This is a genomic window from Aquabacterium parvum, from assembly GCF_001447195.1.
GTDB classification, from domain to species: domain Bacteria; phylum Pseudomonadota; class Gammaproteobacteria; order Burkholderiales; family Burkholderiaceae_C; genus Aquabacterium; species Aquabacterium parvum.
The window spans coordinates 90,205-109,962 of sequence record NZ_LFRI01000341.1 but is presented as its reverse complement, the minus strand read 5'-3'; the positions used below and the strand labels follow the sequence as shown (position 1 = coordinate 109,962).

General features: G+C 65.6%; 19 protein-coding genes. 18 read left to right on the top strand and 1 reads right to left on the bottom strand.

The annotated features are described in order from the left end of the window. Nucleotides 1-109 precede the first annotated feature (109 nt). From ABG80_RS11980 to gltA, 7 genes are all read left to right on the top strand, one after another. Nucleotides 110-916 (top strand): GntR family transcriptional regulator, encoded by an 807-nt coding sequence (locus tag ABG80_RS11980; protein ID WP_058087867.1) that lies wholly within the window; start codon nt 110-112, stop codon nt 914-916. Between the two features lie 143 nt (nt 917-1,059). Beyond that, nucleotides 1,060-1,479, top strand: a complete 420-nt coding sequence (gene sdhC / locus ABG80_RS11975; protein ID WP_058087866.1) for a succinate dehydrogenase, cytochrome b556 subunit — start codon at nt 1,060-1,062, stop codon at nt 1,477-1,479. Between the two features lie 53 nt (nt 1,480-1,532). Further along, entirely contained in the window at nt 1,533-1,898 is a 366-nt protein-coding gene (sdhD, locus tag ABG80_RS11970; RefSeq protein WP_058087865.1) for a succinate dehydrogenase, hydrophobic membrane anchor protein, read from the top strand. A gap of 3 nt (nt 1,899-1,901) precedes the next feature. Beyond that, the gene (gene sdhA, locus ABG80_RS11965) at nt 1,902-3,680 is read left to right on the top strand and encodes a succinate dehydrogenase flavoprotein subunit (RefSeq protein ID WP_058087864.1); all 1,779 of its coding nucleotides are present in this window, start codon (nt 1,902-1,904) and stop codon (nt 3,678-3,680) included. A 31-nt stretch (nt 3,681-3,711) separates the two neighbouring features. Then, nucleotides 3,712-4,422: a succinate dehydrogenase iron-sulfur subunit gene (locus ABG80_RS11960; protein WP_058087863.1), complete on the top strand. Its 711-nt coding sequence runs from the start codon at nt 3,712-3,714 to the stop codon at nt 4,420-4,422. 27 nt (nt 4,423-4,449) lie between these two features. Further along, a complete protein-coding gene (locus tag ABG80_RS11955) occupies nt 4,450-4,743 on the top strand; it encodes a succinate dehydrogenase assembly factor 2 (protein WP_083506046.1) in 294 nt (97 codons plus the stop codon). A 138-nt stretch (nt 4,744-4,881) separates the two neighbouring features. Beyond that, nucleotides 4,882-6,192, top strand: coding sequence for a citrate synthase (gltA, locus tag ABG80_RS11950; RefSeq protein ID WP_058087862.1), 1,311 nt, complete (start codon nt 4,882-4,884; stop codon nt 6,190-6,192). Nucleotides 6,193-6,277: 85 nt separating this feature from the next. Here the strand turns inward: gltA and ABG80_RS11945 are convergent, their stop codons facing one another. Then, on the bottom strand, nt 6,278-6,952 hold the full coding sequence (locus ABG80_RS11945; protein WP_058087861.1) for a PEP-CTERM sorting domain-containing protein: 675 nt from the start codon (nt 6,950-6,952) through the stop codon (nt 6,278-6,280). 274 nt (nt 6,953-7,226) lie between these two features. Here ABG80_RS11945 and leuC point away from each other — a divergent pair, with 274 nt between their 5' ends. The 11 genes from leuC to accD all read left to right on the top strand — a co-directional run bounded on the left by leuC (nt 7,227) and on the right by accD (nt 19,608). Further along, nucleotides 7,227-8,636 carry a 3-isopropylmalate dehydratase large subunit gene (leuC, locus tag ABG80_RS11940; RefSeq protein WP_058088158.1) on the top strand — a complete coding sequence of 470 codons (1,410 nt, stop codon included), beginning with the start codon at nt 7,227-7,229 and terminating at the stop codon, nt 8,634-8,636. 64 nt (nt 8,637-8,700) lie between these two features. After that, the gene (locus tag ABG80_RS11935; RefSeq protein ID WP_058087860.1) at nt 8,701-8,829 is read left to right on the top strand and encodes an entericidin A/B family lipoprotein; all 129 of its coding nucleotides are present in this window, start codon (nt 8,701-8,703) and stop codon (nt 8,827-8,829) included. Between the two features lie 10 nt (nt 8,830-8,839). Further along, nucleotides 8,840-9,487: a 3-isopropylmalate dehydratase small subunit gene (leuD, locus tag ABG80_RS11930; RefSeq protein ID WP_058087859.1), complete on the top strand. Its 648-nt coding sequence runs from the start codon at nt 8,840-8,842 to the stop codon at nt 9,485-9,487. Between the two features lie 33 nt (nt 9,488-9,520). Beyond that, entirely contained in the window at nt 9,521-10,597 is a 1,077-nt protein-coding gene (gene leuB, locus ABG80_RS11925; protein ID WP_058088157.1) for a 3-isopropylmalate dehydrogenase, read from the top strand. 46 nt (nt 10,598-10,643) lie between these two features. After that, complete coding sequence (asd, locus tag ABG80_RS11920; RefSeq protein WP_058087858.1) at nt 10,644-11,777, top strand: aspartate-semialdehyde dehydrogenase; 1,134 nt, start codon at nt 10,644-10,646, stop codon at nt 11,775-11,777. Nucleotides 11,778-12,193: 416 nt separating this feature from the next. Beyond that, on the top strand, nt 12,194-14,920 hold the full coding sequence (locus ABG80_RS11915) for a FimV/HubP family polar landmark protein (RefSeq protein WP_321166055.1): 2,727 nt from the start codon (nt 12,194-12,196) through the stop codon (nt 14,918-14,920). Nucleotides 14,921-14,990: 70 nt separating this feature from the next. Then, complete coding sequence (gene truA, locus ABG80_RS11910) at nt 14,991-15,797, top strand: tRNA pseudouridine(38-40) synthase TruA (RefSeq protein ID WP_058088156.1); 807 nt, start codon at nt 14,991-14,993, stop codon at nt 15,795-15,797. A gap of 141 nt (nt 15,798-15,938) precedes the next feature. After that, nucleotides 15,939-16,619 (top strand): phosphoribosylanthranilate isomerase, encoded by a 681-nt coding sequence (locus tag ABG80_RS11905; RefSeq protein WP_058087856.1) that lies wholly within the window; start codon nt 15,939-15,941, stop codon nt 16,617-16,619. A gap of 27 nt (nt 16,620-16,646) precedes the next feature. Continuing rightward, a complete protein-coding gene (gene trpB / locus ABG80_RS11900) occupies nt 16,647-17,891 on the top strand; it encodes a tryptophan synthase subunit beta (RefSeq protein WP_058087855.1) in 1,245 nt (414 codons plus the stop codon). Nucleotides 17,892-17,911: 20 nt separating this feature from the next. Then, a complete protein-coding gene (trpA, locus tag ABG80_RS11895; protein WP_058088155.1) occupies nt 17,912-18,730 on the top strand; it encodes a tryptophan synthase subunit alpha in 819 nt (272 codons plus the stop codon). A 2-nt stretch (nt 18,731-18,732) separates the two neighbouring features. Further along, nucleotides 18,733-19,608 (top strand): acetyl-CoA carboxylase, carboxyltransferase subunit beta, encoded by an 876-nt coding sequence (accD, locus tag ABG80_RS11890; RefSeq protein ID WP_058088154.1) that lies wholly within the window; start codon nt 18,733-18,735, stop codon nt 19,606-19,608. The last annotated feature ends 150 nt before the right edge of the window (nt 19,609-19,758 follow it).

Below are 19,758 nucleotides of genomic sequence, written 5' to 3'. Positions count from 1 at the left end.
ATGGCGCCCGTTCGAGCGAGCCTGACCCGGGCGCGGCTCGGCCAAGCTTGAGCTTGATCCACCCGATCACTCTGACACAACAAGACACGCTGTGGTGACCCCTCCGCCCATGACCGCCGCCTCGCAGACGCCGCCCGCCGGCTCGGGCGCACCTGTCTCGGCGACCCCCGCAGCCGCGAGCCCTGCGCTGAACGCCCCATCGTTCAGTCCGCTCTACCAGCAGATCAAAACCCTGATCCTGCGCAGCCTGCAAGGCGGCGAGTGGCGCCCCGGCGAGGCCATTCCCTCCGAAATCGACCTGGCCGCCCGCTTCAAGGTCAGCCAGGGCACCGTGCGCAAGGCCGTTGACGAACTCGCGGCCGAAAACCTGCTGGTGCGCCGCCAGGGCAAGGGCACGTTCGTGGCCACCCACGCCGAAGAGCAGGTCCAGTACCGCTTCCTGCGCCTGGCCTCCGAGCCTGCCACCGCAGCCCAAGGCTCCACCCACCGCGAATTCCTCGATTGCCGTCGCATGCCTGCGCCCGCAGACGTGGCCGCTGTGCTGCAACTGCGCCCCGACGATTCGGTGGTCGAGGTTCGCCGCGTGCTGCACTTCTCGGGTCAGCCCGTGGTGCTGGACGACATCTGGTTGCCTGCACCCCTCTTCAAAGGCCTGACCGCCGAGCGCCTGAGCGAGTACCGCGGCCCGATGTACGGCCTGTTTGAATCCGAATTCGGCGTGCGCATGATCCGCGCCGAAGAAAAAATCCGCGCCGTCTCGGCGGACGAGGGCGTGGCCGCCTTGCTGAAAGTGGCGCCCGGCACCCCGTTGCTGAGCGTCGAGCGCCTGGCCTTCACCTATGGTGACCAGCCGGTCGAGTTGCGCCGCGGCCTGTACCGAACCGACCGGCACTACTACCGCAACGAACTGAGTTAGTGCCTGATTCCCCAGTTTTCGCCGCTGCCGCGGCTTGTCTCAAAGATGTCGACGGCAGGGGTGAGATACCGGGCTTGGTGATTGCCCTAAAATCGCCGGCTTATTTCGACAGTTTTTTGACGCTCGGCAGGAGCCCACACAACATGGCAGACAACGCGAAAACCCCACGCCCCGTCTATCGGAACATCCACGTCACGGACATCGTCTCGTACCGCCTGCCTCCGGCCGGCATCGTGTCGATCCTGCACCGCATCAGCGGCGCCGTCATGTTCCTGCTGATGCCCTTCATCATCTGGATGTTCGACAACAGCGTCACCTCGGAAATCTCGTACGACGAGTTCACCTCGGTGTTCGCCGGCGACTTCGGCTGGTTCTTCAAGCTGATCGCCCTGGGTCTGATCTGGGCCTACCTGCACCACTTCGTCTCCGGCGTTCGCCACCTGATCATGGACGCCACCCACCGCGTCACCAAGGAGCAGGGCAAGTCGTCGGCCATCGTGACCCTGGTGCTGGGTTTCGGCCTGACCGCCGTGCTGGGCCTCAAGCTCTTCGGCCTGTTCTGACCGCTGACAGCCGCCCCACCGCCTGATCCCCGCCCTTCCTCAGGAAAACAACCATGTCCCAAAACTACGGTACCAAGCGCATCGTCACGGGTGCGCACTACGGCCTGCGTGACTGGCTTGCCCAGCGCGTCACCGCCGTGCTGATGGCCCTGTTCACCATCGCTTTGCTCGTCCAGGTCATCTTCTGCGTGGACACCCTCGACTACTACAGCTGGTCCGGCATCTTCGCCCAGCAGTGGATGAAGACCCTGACCTTCGTGGTCATCGTCTCGATGCTGTACCACACCTGGGTCGGCATCCGTGACATCTGGATGGACTACATCAAGCCCGTTGGCGTGCGCCTGTCCCTGCAGGTGTTCACCATCGTCTGGCTGGTCGGCTGCGCCGGCTGGGCCATCCAAGTGCTCTGGAGACTGTAAGAAATGACTGCCATCGCTAACTCCCTCCCCACCCGCAAGTTCGACGTCGTCATCGTCGGTGCCGGCGGCTCCGGCATGCGCGCTTCGCTGCAGCTTTCCCTGGCTGGCCTGAACGTCGCTGTCCTCTCCAAGGTCTTCCCGACCCGCTCGCACACCGTGGCTGCCCAAGGCGGCATCGGTGCCTCGCTGGGCAACATGTCCGAAGACAACTGGCACTATCACTTCTTCGACACCGTCAAGGGCTCCGACTGGCTCGGCGACCAGGACGCCATCGAATTCATGTGCCGCGAAGCCCCGAAGGTCGTGTACGAACTCGAACACTTCGGCATGCCCTTCGACCGCAACCCGGACGGCACCATCTACCAGCGTCCGTTCGGCGGCCACACCGCCAACTACGGCGAAAAGCCCGTGCAACGCGCGTGCGCTGCTGCTGACCGCACCGGCCACGCCCTGCTGCACACGCTGTACCAGCAAAACGTCAAGGCCCGCACCCAGTTCTTTGTGGAATGGATGGCCCTGGACATCATCCGCGACGCCGATGGTGATGCCGTGGGCGTGACCGCGCTGGAGATGGAAACCGGTGACGTGCACGTGCTGCACGCCAAGACCGTGCTGTTCGCCACCGGCGGCGCCGGCCGCATCTACCAGGCATCGACCAACGCCTTCATCAACACCGGCGACGGCCTGGGCATGGCCGCTCGCGCCGGCATCCCGCTGGAAGACATGGAGTTCTGGCAGTTCCACCCCACCGGCGTGGCCGGCGCGGGCGTGCTGCTGACCGAAGGCTGCCGTGGCGAAGGTGCGATCCTGCGCAACAGCAATGGCGAGCGCTTCATGGAGCGCTACGCCCCCACGCTGAAGGACCTGGCCCCGCGCGACTTCGTGTCCCGCTCGATGGACCAGGAAATCAAGGAGGGCCGTGGCTGTGGTCCCAACAAGGACTACGTCCTGCTGGACATGACCCACCTGGGCGCCGAGACCATCATGAAGCGCCTGCCCTCGGTGTTCGAGATCGGCCACAACTTCGCCAACGTCGACATCACCAAGGAGCCGATCCCCGTGGTGCCGACCATCCACTACCAGATGGGTGGCATCCCGACCAACGTCTACGGCCAGGTCGTGGTTCCCAAGAACGGCAAGCACAACGACATCATCAACGGCCTGTACGCCGTGGGTGAGTGCTCCTGCGTGTCGGTGCACGGCGCCAACCGCCTGGGCACCAACTCGCTGCTCGACCTGGTCGTGTTCGGTCGCGCCGCCGGCAACCACATCGTCGAGACCAACCTCAAGACGAAGAACCACAAGCCGCTGCCCAAGGACGCTGCCGACTACACCCTGTCGCGCCTGGCCCGCCTGGACTCGGCCAAGAACGGCGAGTACTCGCAAGACGTGGCCAACGAGATCCGCGCGACCATGCAGAAGCACGCCGGTGTGTTCCGCACCCAGAAGTCCATGGACGAAGGCGTTCAGCGCATCGCCGCCGTGCGCGAGCGCGTCAAGGCCATCGGCCTGAAGGACAACTCCAAGGTCTTCAACACCGCCCGCATCGAAGCGCTGGAAGTCGACAACCTGATCGAAGCCGCACAAGCCACCATGGTGGCCGCTGCCGCCCGTCCGGAGAGCCGTGGCGCGCACGCCCACGACGACTTCCCGAACCGCGACGACGCCAACTGGATGAAGCACTCGCTGTGGTACTCCGAAGGCAGCCGCCTGGACTACAAGCCCGTGAACCTGACGCCGCTGACCGTCGAGTCCGTGCCGCCCAAGGTCCGCACCTTCTGATTTCGTAGCGCCCCACACCTAGGAATCGAACATGAGCACTCAAAAGCGCACTTTCCAGATCTACCGCTACGACCCCGACAAGGACGCCAAGCCCTACATGCAGACCATCGAGATCGAACTCGACGGCAACGAACGCATGCTGCTGGACGCCCTGGTCAAGCTCAAGGCCGTGGACCCGACCCTGTCGTTCCGCCGCTCGTGCCGCGAAGGCGTGTGCGGTTCGGACGCCATGAACATCAACGGCAAGAACGGCCTGGCCTGCCTGACCAACATGCGCACCCTGCCGCAGACGGTCGTGCTCAAGCCTCTGCCCGGTCTGCCCGTGGTCCGCGACCTGATCGTGGACATGACGCAGTTCTTCAAGCAGTACAACTCGATCAAGCCTTACCTCGTCAACGACACGCCGCCGCCCGACAAGGAGCGTCTGCAGTCGCCTGAAGAGCGCGAAGAGCTCGACGGCCTGTACGAGTGCATCCTGTGCGCCAGCTGCTCGACCAGCTGCCCCAGCTTCTGGTGGAACCCCGACAAGTTCGTCGGTCCCGCCGGCCTGCTGCAGGCCTACCGCTTCATCGCCGACAGCCGCGACGAAGCCACGGCCGACCGCCTGGACAACCTGGAAGACCCGTACCGCCTGTTCCGTTGCCACACCATCATGAACTGCGTGGACGTGTGCCCCAAGGGCCTGAACCCCACGAAGGCCATCGGCAAGATCAAGGAACTGATGGTCAAGCGCGCCGTCTGATCCCCGTCCCCCAACCCGCTCCCGTCCATGACCGACATCACTTTGCCAGACGCCAACGCCACGCCCGACGAGGACGTGCTGCGGCGTCTTCGCTGGCGGTGTCGCCGTGGGCTGCTCGAGAACGACATCTTCATCGATCGGTTTTTCGAGCAGCACGGAGCGAGCCTGACCAATTCGCTGGTACAGGGCTTGCTTGAATTGATGGACCTGTCTGACAATGATTTGCTGGATTTGCTGCTGGCCCGCAAGGAGCCAGAGGGCGAGCTGGACAACGCCGAAGTCAGGCGCGTGCTGTCTCTGATGAGGGTGTCGCCGACCTGATGTTCTGTCGCTCGCGCCACCCGATCCGTGATGGTGCAGTGCAACTTCGGACCATAATGGCGACCTCGGGTTGTCACCAGTCTGGCCGCCCTCGACCCACAACGATTTTTCCCAAAAGACCGACCCCTAGGAGTGCTCATGACACCGTCCGACGTGAAAGCCACCCTGTCGTTTTCTGACGGCAGCCCCAGCATGGACTTGCCCATTTACAAGGGCTCCATCGGCCCGGATGTGATTGACATCCGCAAGCTGTACGCCCAGACCGGCAAGTTCACCTACGACCCTGGCTTCCTGTCGACCGCTTCGTGTAATTCGAAGATCACCTACATCGACGGTGACAAGGGCGAACTGCTGTACCGCGGCTACCCCATCGAGCAGCTGGCCACCAACTGCGACTTCCTGGAAACCTGCTACCTGCTGCTCAACGGCGAGCTGCCCAACGTGTCGCAGAAGGACGAGTTCGTCAACCGCGTGACCAACCACACGATGGTCAACGAGCAGATGCAGTTCTTCCTGCGCGGTTTCCGCCGAGACGCCCACCCGATGGCCGTCATGACCGGCCTGGTGGGCGCCCTGTCGGCCTTCTATCACGACAGCACCGACATCAACAACCCCGAGCACCGCAAGATCGCCGCGATCCGTCTGATCGCCAAGATGCCCACGCTCGTGGCCATGGCCTACAAGTACTCGATCGGCCAGCCGTTCATCTACCCGAAGAACGACCTGTCGTACACCGCGAACTTCATGCGCATGATGTTCGCCACCCCGTGCGAAGACTACAAGCCCAATGACGTGCTCGTGCGCGCCATGGACCGCATCTTCATCCTGCACGCCGACCACGAGCAGAACGCCTCGACCTCGACCGTGCGCCTGTGCGGCTCGTCGGGCACCAACCCCTTCGCCGCCATCGCCGCTGGCGTGGCCTGCCTGTGGGGCCCCGCTCACGGTGGCGCCAACGAAGCCGCCCTGAACATGTTGGAAGACATCCAGCGCAAGGGCGGTGTCGAGAAGATCGGTGAATTCATCGCCGAGGTGAAGGACAAGAACTCCGCCACCAAGCTGATGGGCTTCGGTCACCGCGTCTACAAGAACTACGACCCGCGCGCCAAGCTGATGCGCGAAACCTGCCACGAAGTGCTGACCGAACTGGGCCTGGAAAACGACCCGATGTTCAAGCTGGCCATGGCCCTCGAGAAGATCGCCCTGGAAGACGAATACTTCGTCGCCCGCAAGCTGTACCCGAACGTCGACTTCTACTCCGGCATCGTTCAGCGCGCCATCGGCATCCCTGTGCAGCTGTTCACCGCGATCTTCGCGCTGGCTCGCACCGTCGGCTGGATTGCCCAGCTCGACGAAATGATCGGCGACCCCGAGTACAAGATCGGCCGTCCGCGTCAGCTGTTCGTCGGCGCCGAGAAGCGCGACGTCAAGCCCATCGCTTCGCGCTGATCGGCCCGGGAGGGTTCGCCCTCCCGCGCACATGCCGTGCAGGCACCCGCAACCCGGCCATTGGCCGGGTTTTTTCATGGGTGCATCAGTCGCCCGTGCGGCCTGCGCGGCCATCGCGGCGCCGCGCGCCCCACACGGCGCAGGCGCCCGCCAGCAGCAGGGCCGTGCTGGCAGGTTCCGGCACGGCCGGCGTGAAGCGTTCCGCGTTGACCTGGACCGCGAAATCCGTGGCCACGCCGTGGTCTTCCAGCAGCAGTTGCAGGTGATGGGTTCCGGCGCTCAGGTCGCCGAGCGCCACCTCGTATTCCCCGAAGATGGCACCACCGGTGTTGCGGGCGCCGAACAAGTATTGGCCGTCGAGCCAGACCGAGATGCCGTTGTCCACCCCGAAACGCGCGCGAACCTGGCTGGCGCCGCCGGTCTCGATGGTGTAGACCAGGGCGACTTCGGTGCCAATCGCCCAGTTCTTCGGTGCCTGAGGCAGGACGCGCCAGTTGGCGTTGAGGTGCGTCGGGTCGCCAAGCCAATCGCCCAGTGCGGCCGACGCCGCGCTGAGGTCGGGCGCGGACGCAAAGCTCCGAGCGCTGTCATCCGAAACCGGGAACGGCCCCGTCTCGGCGCCATTGGTGCCGTGGAGGAGTCGCCCCACGCTGTCGTTGTAGGCGACCGGTGTGAACGCGTGGATGATGGTGGTTTCAGCTTGGGCGTGAGCGGCGAGCAGTGCCCATGCTGCGGCGCAGGCCGCAAGGCGGGTGTTCATGGTGTTTCCCTTGTTTGGATGGTGTGTATCCGCGCCCGAGGACGGGTGCGGTGTCGCATTTTGTTCAGCGCAGCGGCCGCCGACAAGGGCTCGGAGCTGAAGAGCCCCTGTTCGCGGGGCCGCTGGCGTGCGCCGCAGCGCGTGGTGCGAACGAGTCCGCGCCGACGCAAGGGGCGCGGCGGCTTCCAGCGGAGACATCTGCCTTAAAATGGCCGATTCCCCCACCAACACCGTGATTCGTTGCGGGCTTCGTGCCCGCGCGCGCAGCCGCACCATGGGACGCACCCTCTACGACAAGATCTGGGACGAGCACATCGTCCACACCGAAGAAGATGGCACCGCCGTGCTCTACATCGACCGCCACCTGGTGCACGAGGTCACCAGCCCCCAGGCCTTCGAAGGCCTGGACATCGCCGGTCGCAAGGTGTGGCGCCTGTCGGCGAACCTGGCGGTGAGTGACCACAACGTGCCCACCACCGACCGCCGCGACGGCATCAAGGACGCCGTCTCCAAGCTGCAGGTCGACACGCTGGACGCCAACTGCGACCGCTTCGGCATCACCCAGTTCAAGATGTCCGACAAGCGCCAGGGCATCGTGCACGTGATCGGCCCGGAGCAGGGGGCCACGCTGCCCGGCATGACCGTGGTCTGCGGTGACAGCCACACCTCCACGCACGGCGCCTTTGGTGCGCTGGCCCACGGCATCGGCACCTCCGAGGTCGAGCATGTGCTGGCCACGCAAACGCTGCTGGCCAAGAAGGCCAAGAACATGCTCATCAAGGTCGAAGGCACCCTCGGCAAAGGCTGCTCGGCCAAGGACATCGTGCTGGCCATCATCGGCAAGATCGGCACCGCCGGCGGCACTGGCTACACCATCGAGTTCGCTGGCAGCGCCATCCGCGCCCTGAGCATGGAAGGCCGCATGACGGTCTGCAACATGGCCATCGAAGGTGGCGCGCGCGCAGGTCTCGTGGCCGTGGACGACACCACCATCCAGTACGTGCAGAACCGCCCCTTCAGCCCAAAGGGTGTCGAGCTGGAGCAGGCCATCGCCTACTGGCGCACCCTGCATTCCGATGCCGACGCGAAGTGGGATGCCATCGTCGAGCTCGACGCTTCGCAGATCGAGCCGCAGGTCAGCTGGGGCACCTCGCCCGAGATGGTCATCGGCGTCAACGCCCACGTGCCCGATCCCGACAAGGAAAAAGACCCGGTCAAGCGCTCCGCCATGGAGCGCGCGCTGCAGTACATGGCGCTGGAGCCCAACAAGGCGGTCAGCGACATCCGCATCGACAAGGTCTTCATCGGCTCGTGCACCAACAGCCGCATCGAAGACATGCGCGCCGCGGCCGAGGTGGTCAAGCGCATCGGTGGGCGCATCGCCTCCAACGTGAAGCTGGCGCTGGTCGTGCCGGGCTCCGGTCTCGTCAAGGAGCAGGCCGAGCGCGAAGGCCTCGACCAGGTCTTCAAGGCTGCTGGCTTCGAGTGGCGCGAGCCCGGCTGCTCCATGTGCCTGGCCATGAACGCCGATCGACTCGAGCCCGGTGAGCGCTGTGCGTCCACCAGCAACCGCAACTTCGAAGGCCGTCAGGGCGCGGGTGGCCGCACCCACCTGGTGAGTCCGGCCATGGCTGCTGCGGCTGCCATGCAAGGCCACTTCGTCGATGTCCGCCGCATCGCGTGACGTCCCTTCATTCGGCCCCTAAGCGCCCCTTGCCTCGACACCCCCTCACACGGAGCTTCCCACCATGTCTCGCCTGATCACCCTGCTGACCCTGATCGCTGCCTTCTCTCTGGCTGGTTGCAACACCGTGCACGGCATTGGCAAGGACATCGAAAAGGCGGGCGAGACCATCTCGGGCGCCGCCTCCAAGTAAAGAACGCACCATGCAAGCCTTCCGCATTCACAAGGGCGTCGTGGCCCCCATGGACCGCGAGAACGTCGACACCGACGCCATCATCCCCAAGCAGTACCTCAAGTCGATCAAGCGCACGGGCTTCGGCCCCAACCTGTTCGACGAATGGCGCTACCTCGATGCCGGCGAGCCGGGTCAGGATCCGGCTTCTCGCAAGCCCAACCCCGACTTCGTGCTGAACCAGCCGCGCTACCAGGGCGCCTCCGTCCTGATCGCGCGCCAGAACTTCGGCTGCGGCTCCAGCCGCGAGCACGCCCCTTGGGCGCTCGATCAGTATGGCTTTCGCGCCATCATCGCGCCCAGCTTCGCCGACATCTTCTTCAACAACTGCTTCAAGAACGGCTTGCTGCCCATCGTGCTGAGCGAGCAGCAGGTTGATCAGCTGTTCAACGAAGTGTTTGCCTTCCCTGGCTACGAGCTGACCATCGACCTCGAGCGCCAGGTCGTCATCAAGGCCGACGGCACCGAGCTGCCTTTTGATGTGCAGCCCTTCCGCAAGTACTGCCTGCTCAACGGCTTCGACGACATCGGCCTGACCCTGCGCCACGCCGACAAGATCAAGGCCTACGAGGCCGAGCGCCTGGCGCAAAAGCCCTGGCTGAACAACCGCATCGTCTGATTCCCTAGAAGTTACGAGACAAGAACCATGGTCATGAAGATTGCTGTGCTGCCGGGTGACGGCATCGGTCCCGAGATCGTCACCGAGGCGGTCAAGGTGCTGAAGGTGCTGGACCTGCCTTTCCAGCTGGACGAAGCCAAGGTCGGCGGCGCCGCTTTCGACGCCCATGGCCACCCGCTGCCCGAGCACACGCTGAACCTGGCCATGGCGTCCGACGCCGTGCTGTTCGGCTCCGTCGGTGACTGGAAGTACGACAAGCTTGACCGCCCGCTGCGCCCCGAGCAGGCCATCCTCGGCCTGCGCAAGAACATGGGCCTGTTCGCCAACTTCCGCCCGGCCATCTGCTATCCGCAACTCACGCACGCCTCCAGCCTCAAGCCCGAGCTGGTCGCTGGCCTGGACATCCTCATCATCCGCGAGCTGACCGGTGACATCTACTTCGGCCAGCCGCGCGGCCGCCGCGAGTCGCCTGATGGCGAATTCAAGGGCGCGCCGGAAGCCTTCGACACGATGCGCTACTCGCGCCCCGAGATCGAGCGCATCGCCCACGTGGCCTTCCAGGCCGCCCGCAAGCGCAACAAGCGCGTGACCAGCGTCGACAAGGCCAACGTGCTGGAGACCTTCCAGTTCTGGAAGGACGTGGTCACCGAGGTGCACGCCCAGTACCCCGACATCGAGCTCGACCACATGTACGTGGACAACGCCGCGATGCAGCTGGTCAAGGCGCCCAAGAAGTTCGACGTGCTGTTCACCGGCAACATGTTCGGCGACATCCTCTCCGACGCCGCCGCCATGCTGACCGGCTCGATCGGCATGCTGCCCTCGGCCTCGCTGAACGCCAAGGGCCAGGGCCTGTACGAGCCCAGCCACGGCTCCGCGCCTGACATCGCCGGCAAGGGCGTGGCCAACCCTCTGGCCACCATCCTGAGCGCCGCCATGATGCTGCGTTTCAGCCTGAACCAGGAAGAGGCCGCCAGCCGCATCGAGCGCGCCGTGCAGTCCGTGCTGGAGCAGGGCCTGCGCACGCCCGACATCTACTCTGAGGGCACGAAGAAGGTCGGCACCGTCGAGATGGGCGAGGCGGTGGTGGCCGCGCTCAAGGCGCAGTGACACCTGAGCAGCCCCACATCAAACACGTTTACTGAGGACACACAACATGGCTACGACTCTGGTTGGTCTGGTGGGTTGGCGCGGCATGGTCGGCTCGGTCCTGATGGACCGCATGCAGGCCGAAGGCGACTTCGATCACTTCGAACCCCTGTTCTTCTCGACCTCGAACGCCGGCGGCGCCGCGCCTTCGATGGCCAAGAACGAAAAGGCGCTCAAGAGCGCCTACGACATCGACGAGCTCAAGCGCTGCGACATCATCGTCACGGCCCAGGGCGGTGACTACACGACCGAGGTCTACGGCAAGCTGCGCGAAGCCGGCTGGAAGGGCCACTGGATCGACGCGGCCTCCACGCTGCGCATGAAGGACAGCGCTGTCATCGTGCTCGACCCGGTCAACATGCCTGTCATCAAGAACTCGCTGGCCAAGGGTGGCAACGAGTGGATCGGCGGCAACTGCACCGTCAGCTGCATGCTGATCGGCGTGGGTGCGCTCTACAAGGCCGGTCTGGTCGAGTGGATGTCCACCCAGACCTATCAGGCCGCTTCGGGAGGTGGCGCCCAGCACATGCGCGAGCTGCTGACCCAGTTCGGCTCGCTCAACAGCGAGGTCAAGGCCTTGCTCGATGACCCCAAGAGCGCCATCCTCGAGATCGACCGCAAGATCATCGCCAAGCAGCGCTCGCTGACCGAGGCTGAGACCGCCAACTTCGGCGTCCCGCTGGGTGGCTCGCTGATCCCCTGGATCGACAAGGACCTGGGCAATGGTCAGTCCAAGGAAGAGTGGAAGGGCATGGCCGAGACCAACAAGATCCTCGGCCAGGGCGAGGGTTTTGGCTCGCCGGCGGTGCCCGTCGATGGCTTCTGCGTGCGCATCGGCGCCATGCGTTGCCACAGCCAGGCCCTGACCTTCAAGCTCAAGAAGGACGTGCCCCTGGCCGACCTTGAGGCCATGATCGCCGCCGACAACGAGTGGGTGAAGGTGGTGCCCAACACCCGTGAGGCCACCATCCGTGACCTGACCCCGGTGGCCACCACCGGCACGCTGACCATCCCGGTGGGCCGCATCCGCAAGCTGGCCATGGGTCCCGAGTACGTCGGCGCCTTCACCATCGGCGATCAGCTGCTGTGGGGCGCCGCCGAGCCGCTGCGCCGCATGCTGCGCATCCTGCTCGACAAGTGATGGATTTCCCTGGCGTTCGGGGCGCATTGCGTGGCAATTGCGCCCCGAATCCCGGGTAATTCCCGCCGCTCTTGCAACGTCTGGAAACAAACTGAGCAAATGGCCATGTGGCCGGCCGGCGACAATTTCGCAAGTCCGTTTCAACAGGACGGGTTTTCATCCTGGGCTGGCCCGATGTCAGCCAGAGCATGAGCTTGTCACCCTATCTGCTTGATGCTATTGTGTTTTGTGCCGCGTACCGTCTGCAGGTGCTGGCGTGATGCCCCTTTCGCGAAACAGGCCCTTTTCGGGCCTGCGGTCGCATGGGCCCGCCACGGGTCTTTCGACCCACGCATGACGAATTGGGAGACGCCTTGAAAGATCATTCCATGTCCGCAGGGCGTTTCGTCCTGAATCGGGTTGCTGTTGCTGCTGCCGTGTCCGTCCTCTCCGCATTGCCGACCGCTGGTTGGGCTTTGGGCTTGGGCAAGCTGAATGTTCAGTCCGCGCTGGGCGAGGGCCTGCGCGCTGAAATCGATGTCACCAGCCTGACGGCCGACGAGGGCGCGACCCTGCAAGTCAAGGTGGCCACGCCCGAGACCTACCGCGCAGCCGGTGTCGACTACAACGGTGTCCTGTCGAACACCTCCATCACCCTGCAGCGCCGCGCCGATGGCCGCCCATTCCTGCGCCTGAGCAGCGATCGTCCCGTTCAGGAGCCTTTCGTCGACGTGATCCTGGACCTGGCGTGGTCGTCTGGCCGTTTGGTGCGCGAATACACCCTGCTGTTTGACCCGCCGGCTGCCCGCACTTCGTCGGCCCCCGCTCCGGTGACGGCGCCCATCATGGAGGCTCCCGCCCCGACGCCAGCGCCTGCGCCACCTCGTGCCGCTGCGCCTTCGCCGGCACCTGCACCCGCTGCGGCCACCGCACCGGCGCCCGCGCCGGTTGAGAGCAAGCCCCGCAAGGCCGTCAAGCCTGCTGCTGCAGCCAGCCAGGCTGAGCCTGCGGCTCCCGCTCCCGCTCCTGCCCAGGCGCCTGCTGTGCGTCCGGCCGCTTCGACGGCTTCCCAGCCCTCGACCGCAGACGACGCGCGCACGGTTCGGGTGCGCGCTGGCGATTCGCTGTCTGCCATCGCGCAGCGCAACGCCACCGAGGGCGTGTCGCTGGATCAGATGCTGGTCGGCCTGTATCGCAGCAACCCGCAGGCCTTCCAGGGCAACAACATGAACCGCCTGAAGGCGGGCGTCGTGCTCAACGTGCCCTCGGCCGAAGAGGCCCAGAAGGTGCCGCAACCCGAAGCGCGCCGCATCATCCAGGCTCAAAGCGCCGACTTCTCGGCCTACCGTCAACGCCTGGCTGGCACGGTGGCTCCCACGCCGGTCGAGCAACCGGAACGCCAAGCCACTGGCAAGGTGGAAGCCGAGGTCAAGGACCGCAAGCAGTCGGCCGCTCCGGCGCCTGACAAGCTCACCCTCAGCAAGGGTGGCGTGAGCAGTGGCACCGCCGCCGAAGACCGTGTTGCCAAGGCCCGCGCCAAGGAAGACTCCAGCGCCCGCGTGGCCGAGTTGTCGAAGAACCTCGACGAGTTGCGCAAGCTGCGTGAGAAGGCGGCTCAGGCTTCGGCTCCCGCCCCAGGCAAGACCGCACCGGCTCCTGCTCCCGCGCCTGCCCCCGCGCCGGCGCCCGTTGCTGCCAAGGTGGTGCCTGCACCCGCACCCGCTCCGGCTTCTGCGCCCACACCTCCTGCCGTCCCCGCCCCGGCGCCTTCGAAGGCCGAGGCGGCTTCGGCCCCGATCGAGTTGCCGGCCAGCGCCGCATCGTCGGTCGATGGCTCTGTCACCATCGTGGCCGACGCCGCATCCGAGGTGGCTTCTGCCGCCTCGGCGGTCGTGCCGGCCGTGCCCGCTCCTGTGAGTGTGCCCACGCCGCCTCCTGCACCAGCCCCGCAAGAGCCTGGCTTCCTCGAGTCCATCAACCTGATGGCCGTGGCAGCAGGTGGCGCAGCGGTCGCCCTGCTGGCGGGTGGCTTGATGTTCCTGCGCTCGCGCCGCCGCGCTGAAACCGGTGAAACCTCCTTCCTGGAAAGCCGCCTGCAGCCAGACTCCTTCTTTGGCGCCAGCGGGGGCCAGCGCGTGGACACCCGAGACGCCACCGGCGGCCCCTCGTCCATGAGCTACTCGCTCAGCCAGCTCGACGCCATCGGTGACGTCGACCCGGTGGCCGAGGCCGATGTGTACTTGGCCTACGGCCGTGACCTGCAGGCCGAGGAAATCCTCAAGGAAGCCCTGCGCAGCACCCCGGAACGCCTGGCCATTCGCACCAAGCTGCTCGAGGTTTATGCCAAGCGCCGTGACACCAAGGGCTTCGAGCAACTCGCCGCGCAGCTCTACAGCCTGACGCAAGGTGAGGGCGAAGACTGGGCGCATGTTCAGGAACTCGGTTTGGGCATCGACCCAGAGAACCCGCTGTACCAGCCCGGCGGCCAGCCGGCAGAAGCGCCCTTGAGCGTTGAGCAGCCTGCGGATGGCCTGGGTGCCAGCACCATCCCTCACTCGGTGATGCCTGCGCCCAGCATCCTGGACAGCGTTGCTCCCGCCGTGCCGGAAAACCTGGCGGCTGTGGACGATGGCGTTGACCTGGACCTCGACATCTCTTCGCCGACGCCCCTGGACGAGGTGAAGGACTCCGTTGCTCCGCCGGTCACGGCCGCTGGCGACCTGCCTCCTCTGGAGTTGCCCGAGTTTGGCGCGGACCTGCCGGTTGCCCCGGCGCCTGCACCGGCACCGGCCGCTGCCGATGCCCCGCTGGAGTTCGGCGTTGACCTGCCGAGCCTGGAGCCAGTCCCGACGCAGCCCGCCGATTCCGAAGGCCTTGATTTCGGCATCGAGGTGCCTGCCGTTGCGGCTCCCGCACCTGCTTTCGATTTGGGAGACATCAGCCTGGACCTGGATGAGCCTGCCACCGCTGAACCGGCTGCCGAGCAGGATTCGATGGCGGACATGTCTGCCGATCCCATGGCTCGCAAGCTGGAGCTGGCCGACGAGTTCCGCCAGATCGGGGACGCCGATGGTGCCCGCGAGCTGCTGCAGGAAGTGGTCGAGCAGGCCCAGGACGCTGGCTTGAAGGCCCGTGCCCAGTCCATGCTGGACAGCCTGTCGTGATGTCCTGACCATGGCATCGCTGGATGAGGGCGGCGAAGGGGCAACCCTTGCCGCCCAACCCGAGAGGGCGATCCGACGGATCGCCTTCGGCGTTTCATACGTCGGCACCGCCTACAAAGGCTGGCAAAGCCAGCCGAGTGGTGGCACGGTGCAAGACGTGCTGGAGTCTGCTTTGAAGGCCTTTGCGGTGCGGCCGCTGAAGGTGCTCTGCGCAGGTCGAACGGACGCTGGGGTGCATGGCATCAACCAGGTCGTGCACCTCGACACCGACCTGCGCCGCGAACCCTTTTCCTGGGTCAGGGGCACCAACACCTTCCTGCCGCCCGACATTTCAGTGCAGTGGGCGGCTGAGGTGCCCGCGCACTTTCATGCTCGCAACAGCGCCATCGGGCGGCGATACGTCTACGTGCTGCTGGAGTCGGCTGTGCGGCCGGCGCTGGAGTCGGGCAGGGTGGGGTGGGTGTTCCGTCCCCTTGACCAAGCCGCGATGGAGCGCGCTGCGGACCATCTGCTGGGCGAGCACGACTTCAGCTCCTTTCGCTCCTCGATGTGCCAGTCGCCCACGCCGGTCAAGACGCTGCGGGAAATCCGCATCCGGCGGTGTGGTCCGCCTGGTGCGCCGACGGCCTACTGGCGCTTCGATTTCGAGGGGCAGGCCTTCCTGCATCACATGATCCGCAACATCATGGGTTGCCTGATCATGGTCGGTACGGGCGTGCAGCGGCCGGACTGGGTGCGGGACGTGCGCGAGGCCCGTGACCGCAAGGTGGCTGCGCCGACCTTCTCGCCCGATGGCCTGTATTTTCTGGGGCCGCGTTATGCCCCGGCTTTCGCCCTGCCCGAGCAGGTCCCGGGCATGGATTGGCTGCCTTCCTGAGTCAGCTGCTCCAGAGGTGCGTGGTTTGTGGGCTTTTGCCTGGCGAAAGTCGGGCCAAGGGGCTTCCCGGCTGAGAGGCGCGTTTTTTGAGACAATGTGGGCATCGACACCGCCACGGGACGCAGACGTTCCGGCTCCTGGATGTCCCCTCAGATTTCCCATCGCACGCGCATCAAGGTTTGCGGCCTCACCCGCGAGGCCGATGTCGACGCCGCGGTCGAAGCCGGCGCAGACGCGATTGGCTTCGTCCTCTACGACAAGAGCCCTCGGCACGTCAGCGCCGCCCGCGCAGGCGAGTTGGCGAGGCGTTTGCCGCCCTTTGTGACGCCCGTGGTGCTGCTCGTCAACGCCGATGCCGCTGAGGTGTCGCTGGCCATCCAGGCGGTGCCACAGGCTTTGCTGCAGTTCCACGGCGATGAGTTGCCCGCGCAATGCGTCGAGTCTGCTCGCCCGTTCATCCGGGCGGCCCGAATGGCCCCCGGTTTCGATTTGTTAAACTTCGCCCGGCAATTTGACGCCGCCCAGGCCTTGCTCGTGGATGCCCATGTGGACGGCTACGGTGGAGGCGGGCAGGTGTTCGATTGGTCCTTGCTGGCCGACTTGCCCGCGTCGCTGGCGCGCAACCTGATCCTTTCCGGCGGGCTGCACGCTGGCAACGTGGCCGAAGGCATCCGCCGCGTGCGCCCCTGGGCCGTGGACGTGAGTTCCGGCGTTGAGGCGGCCAAAGGCATCAAGGACGCCGCCAGGATGATCGATTTTTGCCAGGCGGTTCGCGACGCTGACCGAAGCTTGGTGGCCCCCCGTTTTGCGACGGCTGCATGACGTGCAGCCCTCACACCTTGACCAGACATGTTGACCTACAACCAGCCTGACGCCCGCGGGCACTTCGGACCCTACGGCGGTACTTTTGTCTCCGAGACGCTCATCCACGCGCTCGATCAGCTCAAGGATGCTTACGAGCATTACCGCCACGATGAGGCTTTCAAGGCAGAGTTCCGCCGCGAACTCGCGCACTTCGTGGGCCGTCCCAGCCCCGTTTACCACGCCGACCGCCTCAGCCGCGAAGTCGGTGGCGCCCAGATCCACTTCAAGCGCGAAGACTTGAACCACACGGGCGCGCACAAGGTCAACAACACCATCGGCCAGGCTTTGCTGGCCAAACGCATGGGCAAGCCCCGCGTGATCGCCGAGACAGGTGCCGGACAGCACGGCGTGGCCACGGCCACGATCTGTGCGCGCTACGGCATGGAATGTGTGGTCTACATGGGCGCCGAAGACGTCAAGCGCCAGTCGCCCAACGTCTACCGCATGCACCTGCTGGGCGCCAAGGTCGTGCCGGTCGAATCCGGCAGCAAGACCCTGAAAGATGCGCTCAACGAAGCCATGCGCGACTGGGTCACCAACGTCGAGAACACCTTCTACATCATCGGCACCGTGGCCGGCCCGCACCCGTACCCCGCCATGGTCCGTGACTTCCAGAGCGTGATTGGCGAGGAGTGCCTCAAGCAGATGCCCGAGCAGATCGGCCGCCAGCCGGATGCCGTGGTCGCCTGCGTGGGCGGTGGCTCCAACGCCATGGGCATTTTCTACCCCTACATCCCGCACGAGCAGGTGCGCCTGTTCGGTGTCGAAGCGGCGGGTGAAGGCTACGACAGCGGCAAGCACTCGATGTCGCTGCAAAAGGGCGTGCCGGGTGTGCTGCATGGCAACCGCACCTACCTGCTGCAAGACGAAAATGGGCAGATCACCGAGACGCATTCCGTCTCTGCTGGCCTGGACTACCCTGGCGTGGGTCCGGAGCACGCTTACCTCAAGGACATCGGTCGCGCGGAGTACGTCGGCATCACCGACAAGGAAGCGCTGGAAGCTTTCCACCGCCTGTGCCGCACCGAAGGCATCATCCCGGCGCTGGAGTCGAGCCACGCTGTTGCCCACGCGATGAAGCTGGCCGCCACCATGCGTCCCGATCAGCACGTGCTGGTCAACCTCTCCGGCCGTGGCGACAAGGACATCGGCACCGTGGCCGACCTGACTGGCGCCGAGTTCTATTGCCGCCCGTCCTGCCGCGGCCTGTCGGTGAAAGGGGGCGCATGATGAGCGCCGTGACCCACCCCATCACCCGGCTTGACCAGACCTTCGCCACGCTCAAGGAGCAGGGCCGCAAGGCGCTGATCCCCTACATCACCTGCGGCGATCCGTACCCGGCCAAGACGGTCGAGATCATGCTGGCCATGGCCGAAGCCGGGGCCGATGTGATCGAGCTCGGTGTGCCGTTCTCCGACCCGATGGCCGATGGCCCCGTCATCCAGAAGGCGGCCGAGCGCGCGCTGACCCACGGCATCTCGCTCAACCACGTGCTCGATGACGTGCGCGCGTTTCGCGCCAAGAACGCCACCACGCCGGTCGTGTTGATGGGCTACGCCAACCCCATCGAGAACCACGACCTGCGGCATGGTGCGGGCAGCTTCGTGCGCGACGCCAAAGCAGCAGGTGTTGACGGCGTGCTGGTGGTTGACTACCCGCCCGAAGAGTGCGAAGAGTTCGCCGCACGCCTGAAGGCCGCAGGCCTGGCGCCCATCTTCCTGCTGGCCCCCACTTCCACCGAGCAGCGCATGGCCGACGTCGGCCGCATCGCCGCCGGCTACGTGTACTACGTTTCGCTCAAGGGCGTGACGGGGGCGGGGCACCTCGATACCTCCGCCGTGGCCGACATGGTCCCGCTCATCAAGGCGCACGTCAGCGTGCCCGTGGGTGTGGGCTTCGGCATCCGGGACGCCGAGACGGCCAAGGCCGTCGCTGCGGTGTCCGATGCCGTCGTGATCGGCTCGCGCCTGGTGCAACTGCTGGAAACGCAGTCGCCCGAAACCGTGGCGGCAGCGGCCCGCGGCTTCATCGCCGAGATCCGCGCTGCACTCGATTCCCTGAAAGGATGACCATGAGCTGGCTCGAGAAACTCCTGCCCCCCAAGATCCAACCGACCGACCCGGCCGAACGCCGCTCGGTGCCGGAAGGCCTGTGGGTGAAGTGCCCCTCCTGCGAAACCGTCCTTTACAAGAACGACCTCGAGGCCAACGTCAACGTCTGCCCGAAGTGCGGTCACCACCACCGCATCGGGGCACGCGCCCGCCTGGACGCCTTCCTCGACGCCGAAGGGCGTTACGAGATCGGTCAGGAGGTGCTGCCGGTTGACGCCTTGAAGTTCAAGGACAACAAGAAGTACCCCGATCGCCTCAAGCAAGGCATGGAGGCCACTGGCGAGACCGATGCCCTGATCGTGCTGGGCGGCTCGGTGTGCAGCATCCCCGTGGTCGCGGCCTGCTTCGAGTTCGACTTCATGGGTGGCTCGATGGGCTCGGTGGTGGGCGAGCGCTTCGTGCGTGGCGTCGAAACCGCCGTCGATCAGAAGACCGCGTTCATCTCGTTCACCGCCACCGGTGGCGCCCGCATGCAGGAAGGCCTGCTGAGCCTGATGCAGATGGCCAAGACCAACGCGGCCCTGACGCGCCTGGCCAAGGCCAAGTTGCCCTACATCAGCGTGCTGACCGACCCGACCATGGGCGGCGTGTCGGCCTCCTTCGCTTTCATGGGCGACGTTGTCATCGCCGAGCCCAAGGCCCTGATCGGCTTCGCGGGCCCCCGCGTGATCGAGAACACCGTGCGCGAGGTGCTGCCCGAGGGCTTCCAGCGTTCGGAGTTCCTGATGCAAAAGGGCGCCATCGACATGATCATGGATCGCCGCGAGCTGCGTCGCAACATCGCGCGCCAGTTGGCCATCCTGATGCGTCAGCCAGCCGACGCCGTCGCTGGCTGAGGCCTTCCTCGCGCTGTTGGCGCGTTCAGAGCGGGCTGCGCTGAGCAGCCCGTTTTGCGTTTTGTCGGTGGTGATGGGTGACTCCTGGTCGCCCGTCGCCCACCTTGAGGACGCGAGGCGCGTCCCCACCTGTTGTCCTGCCCCACTTTG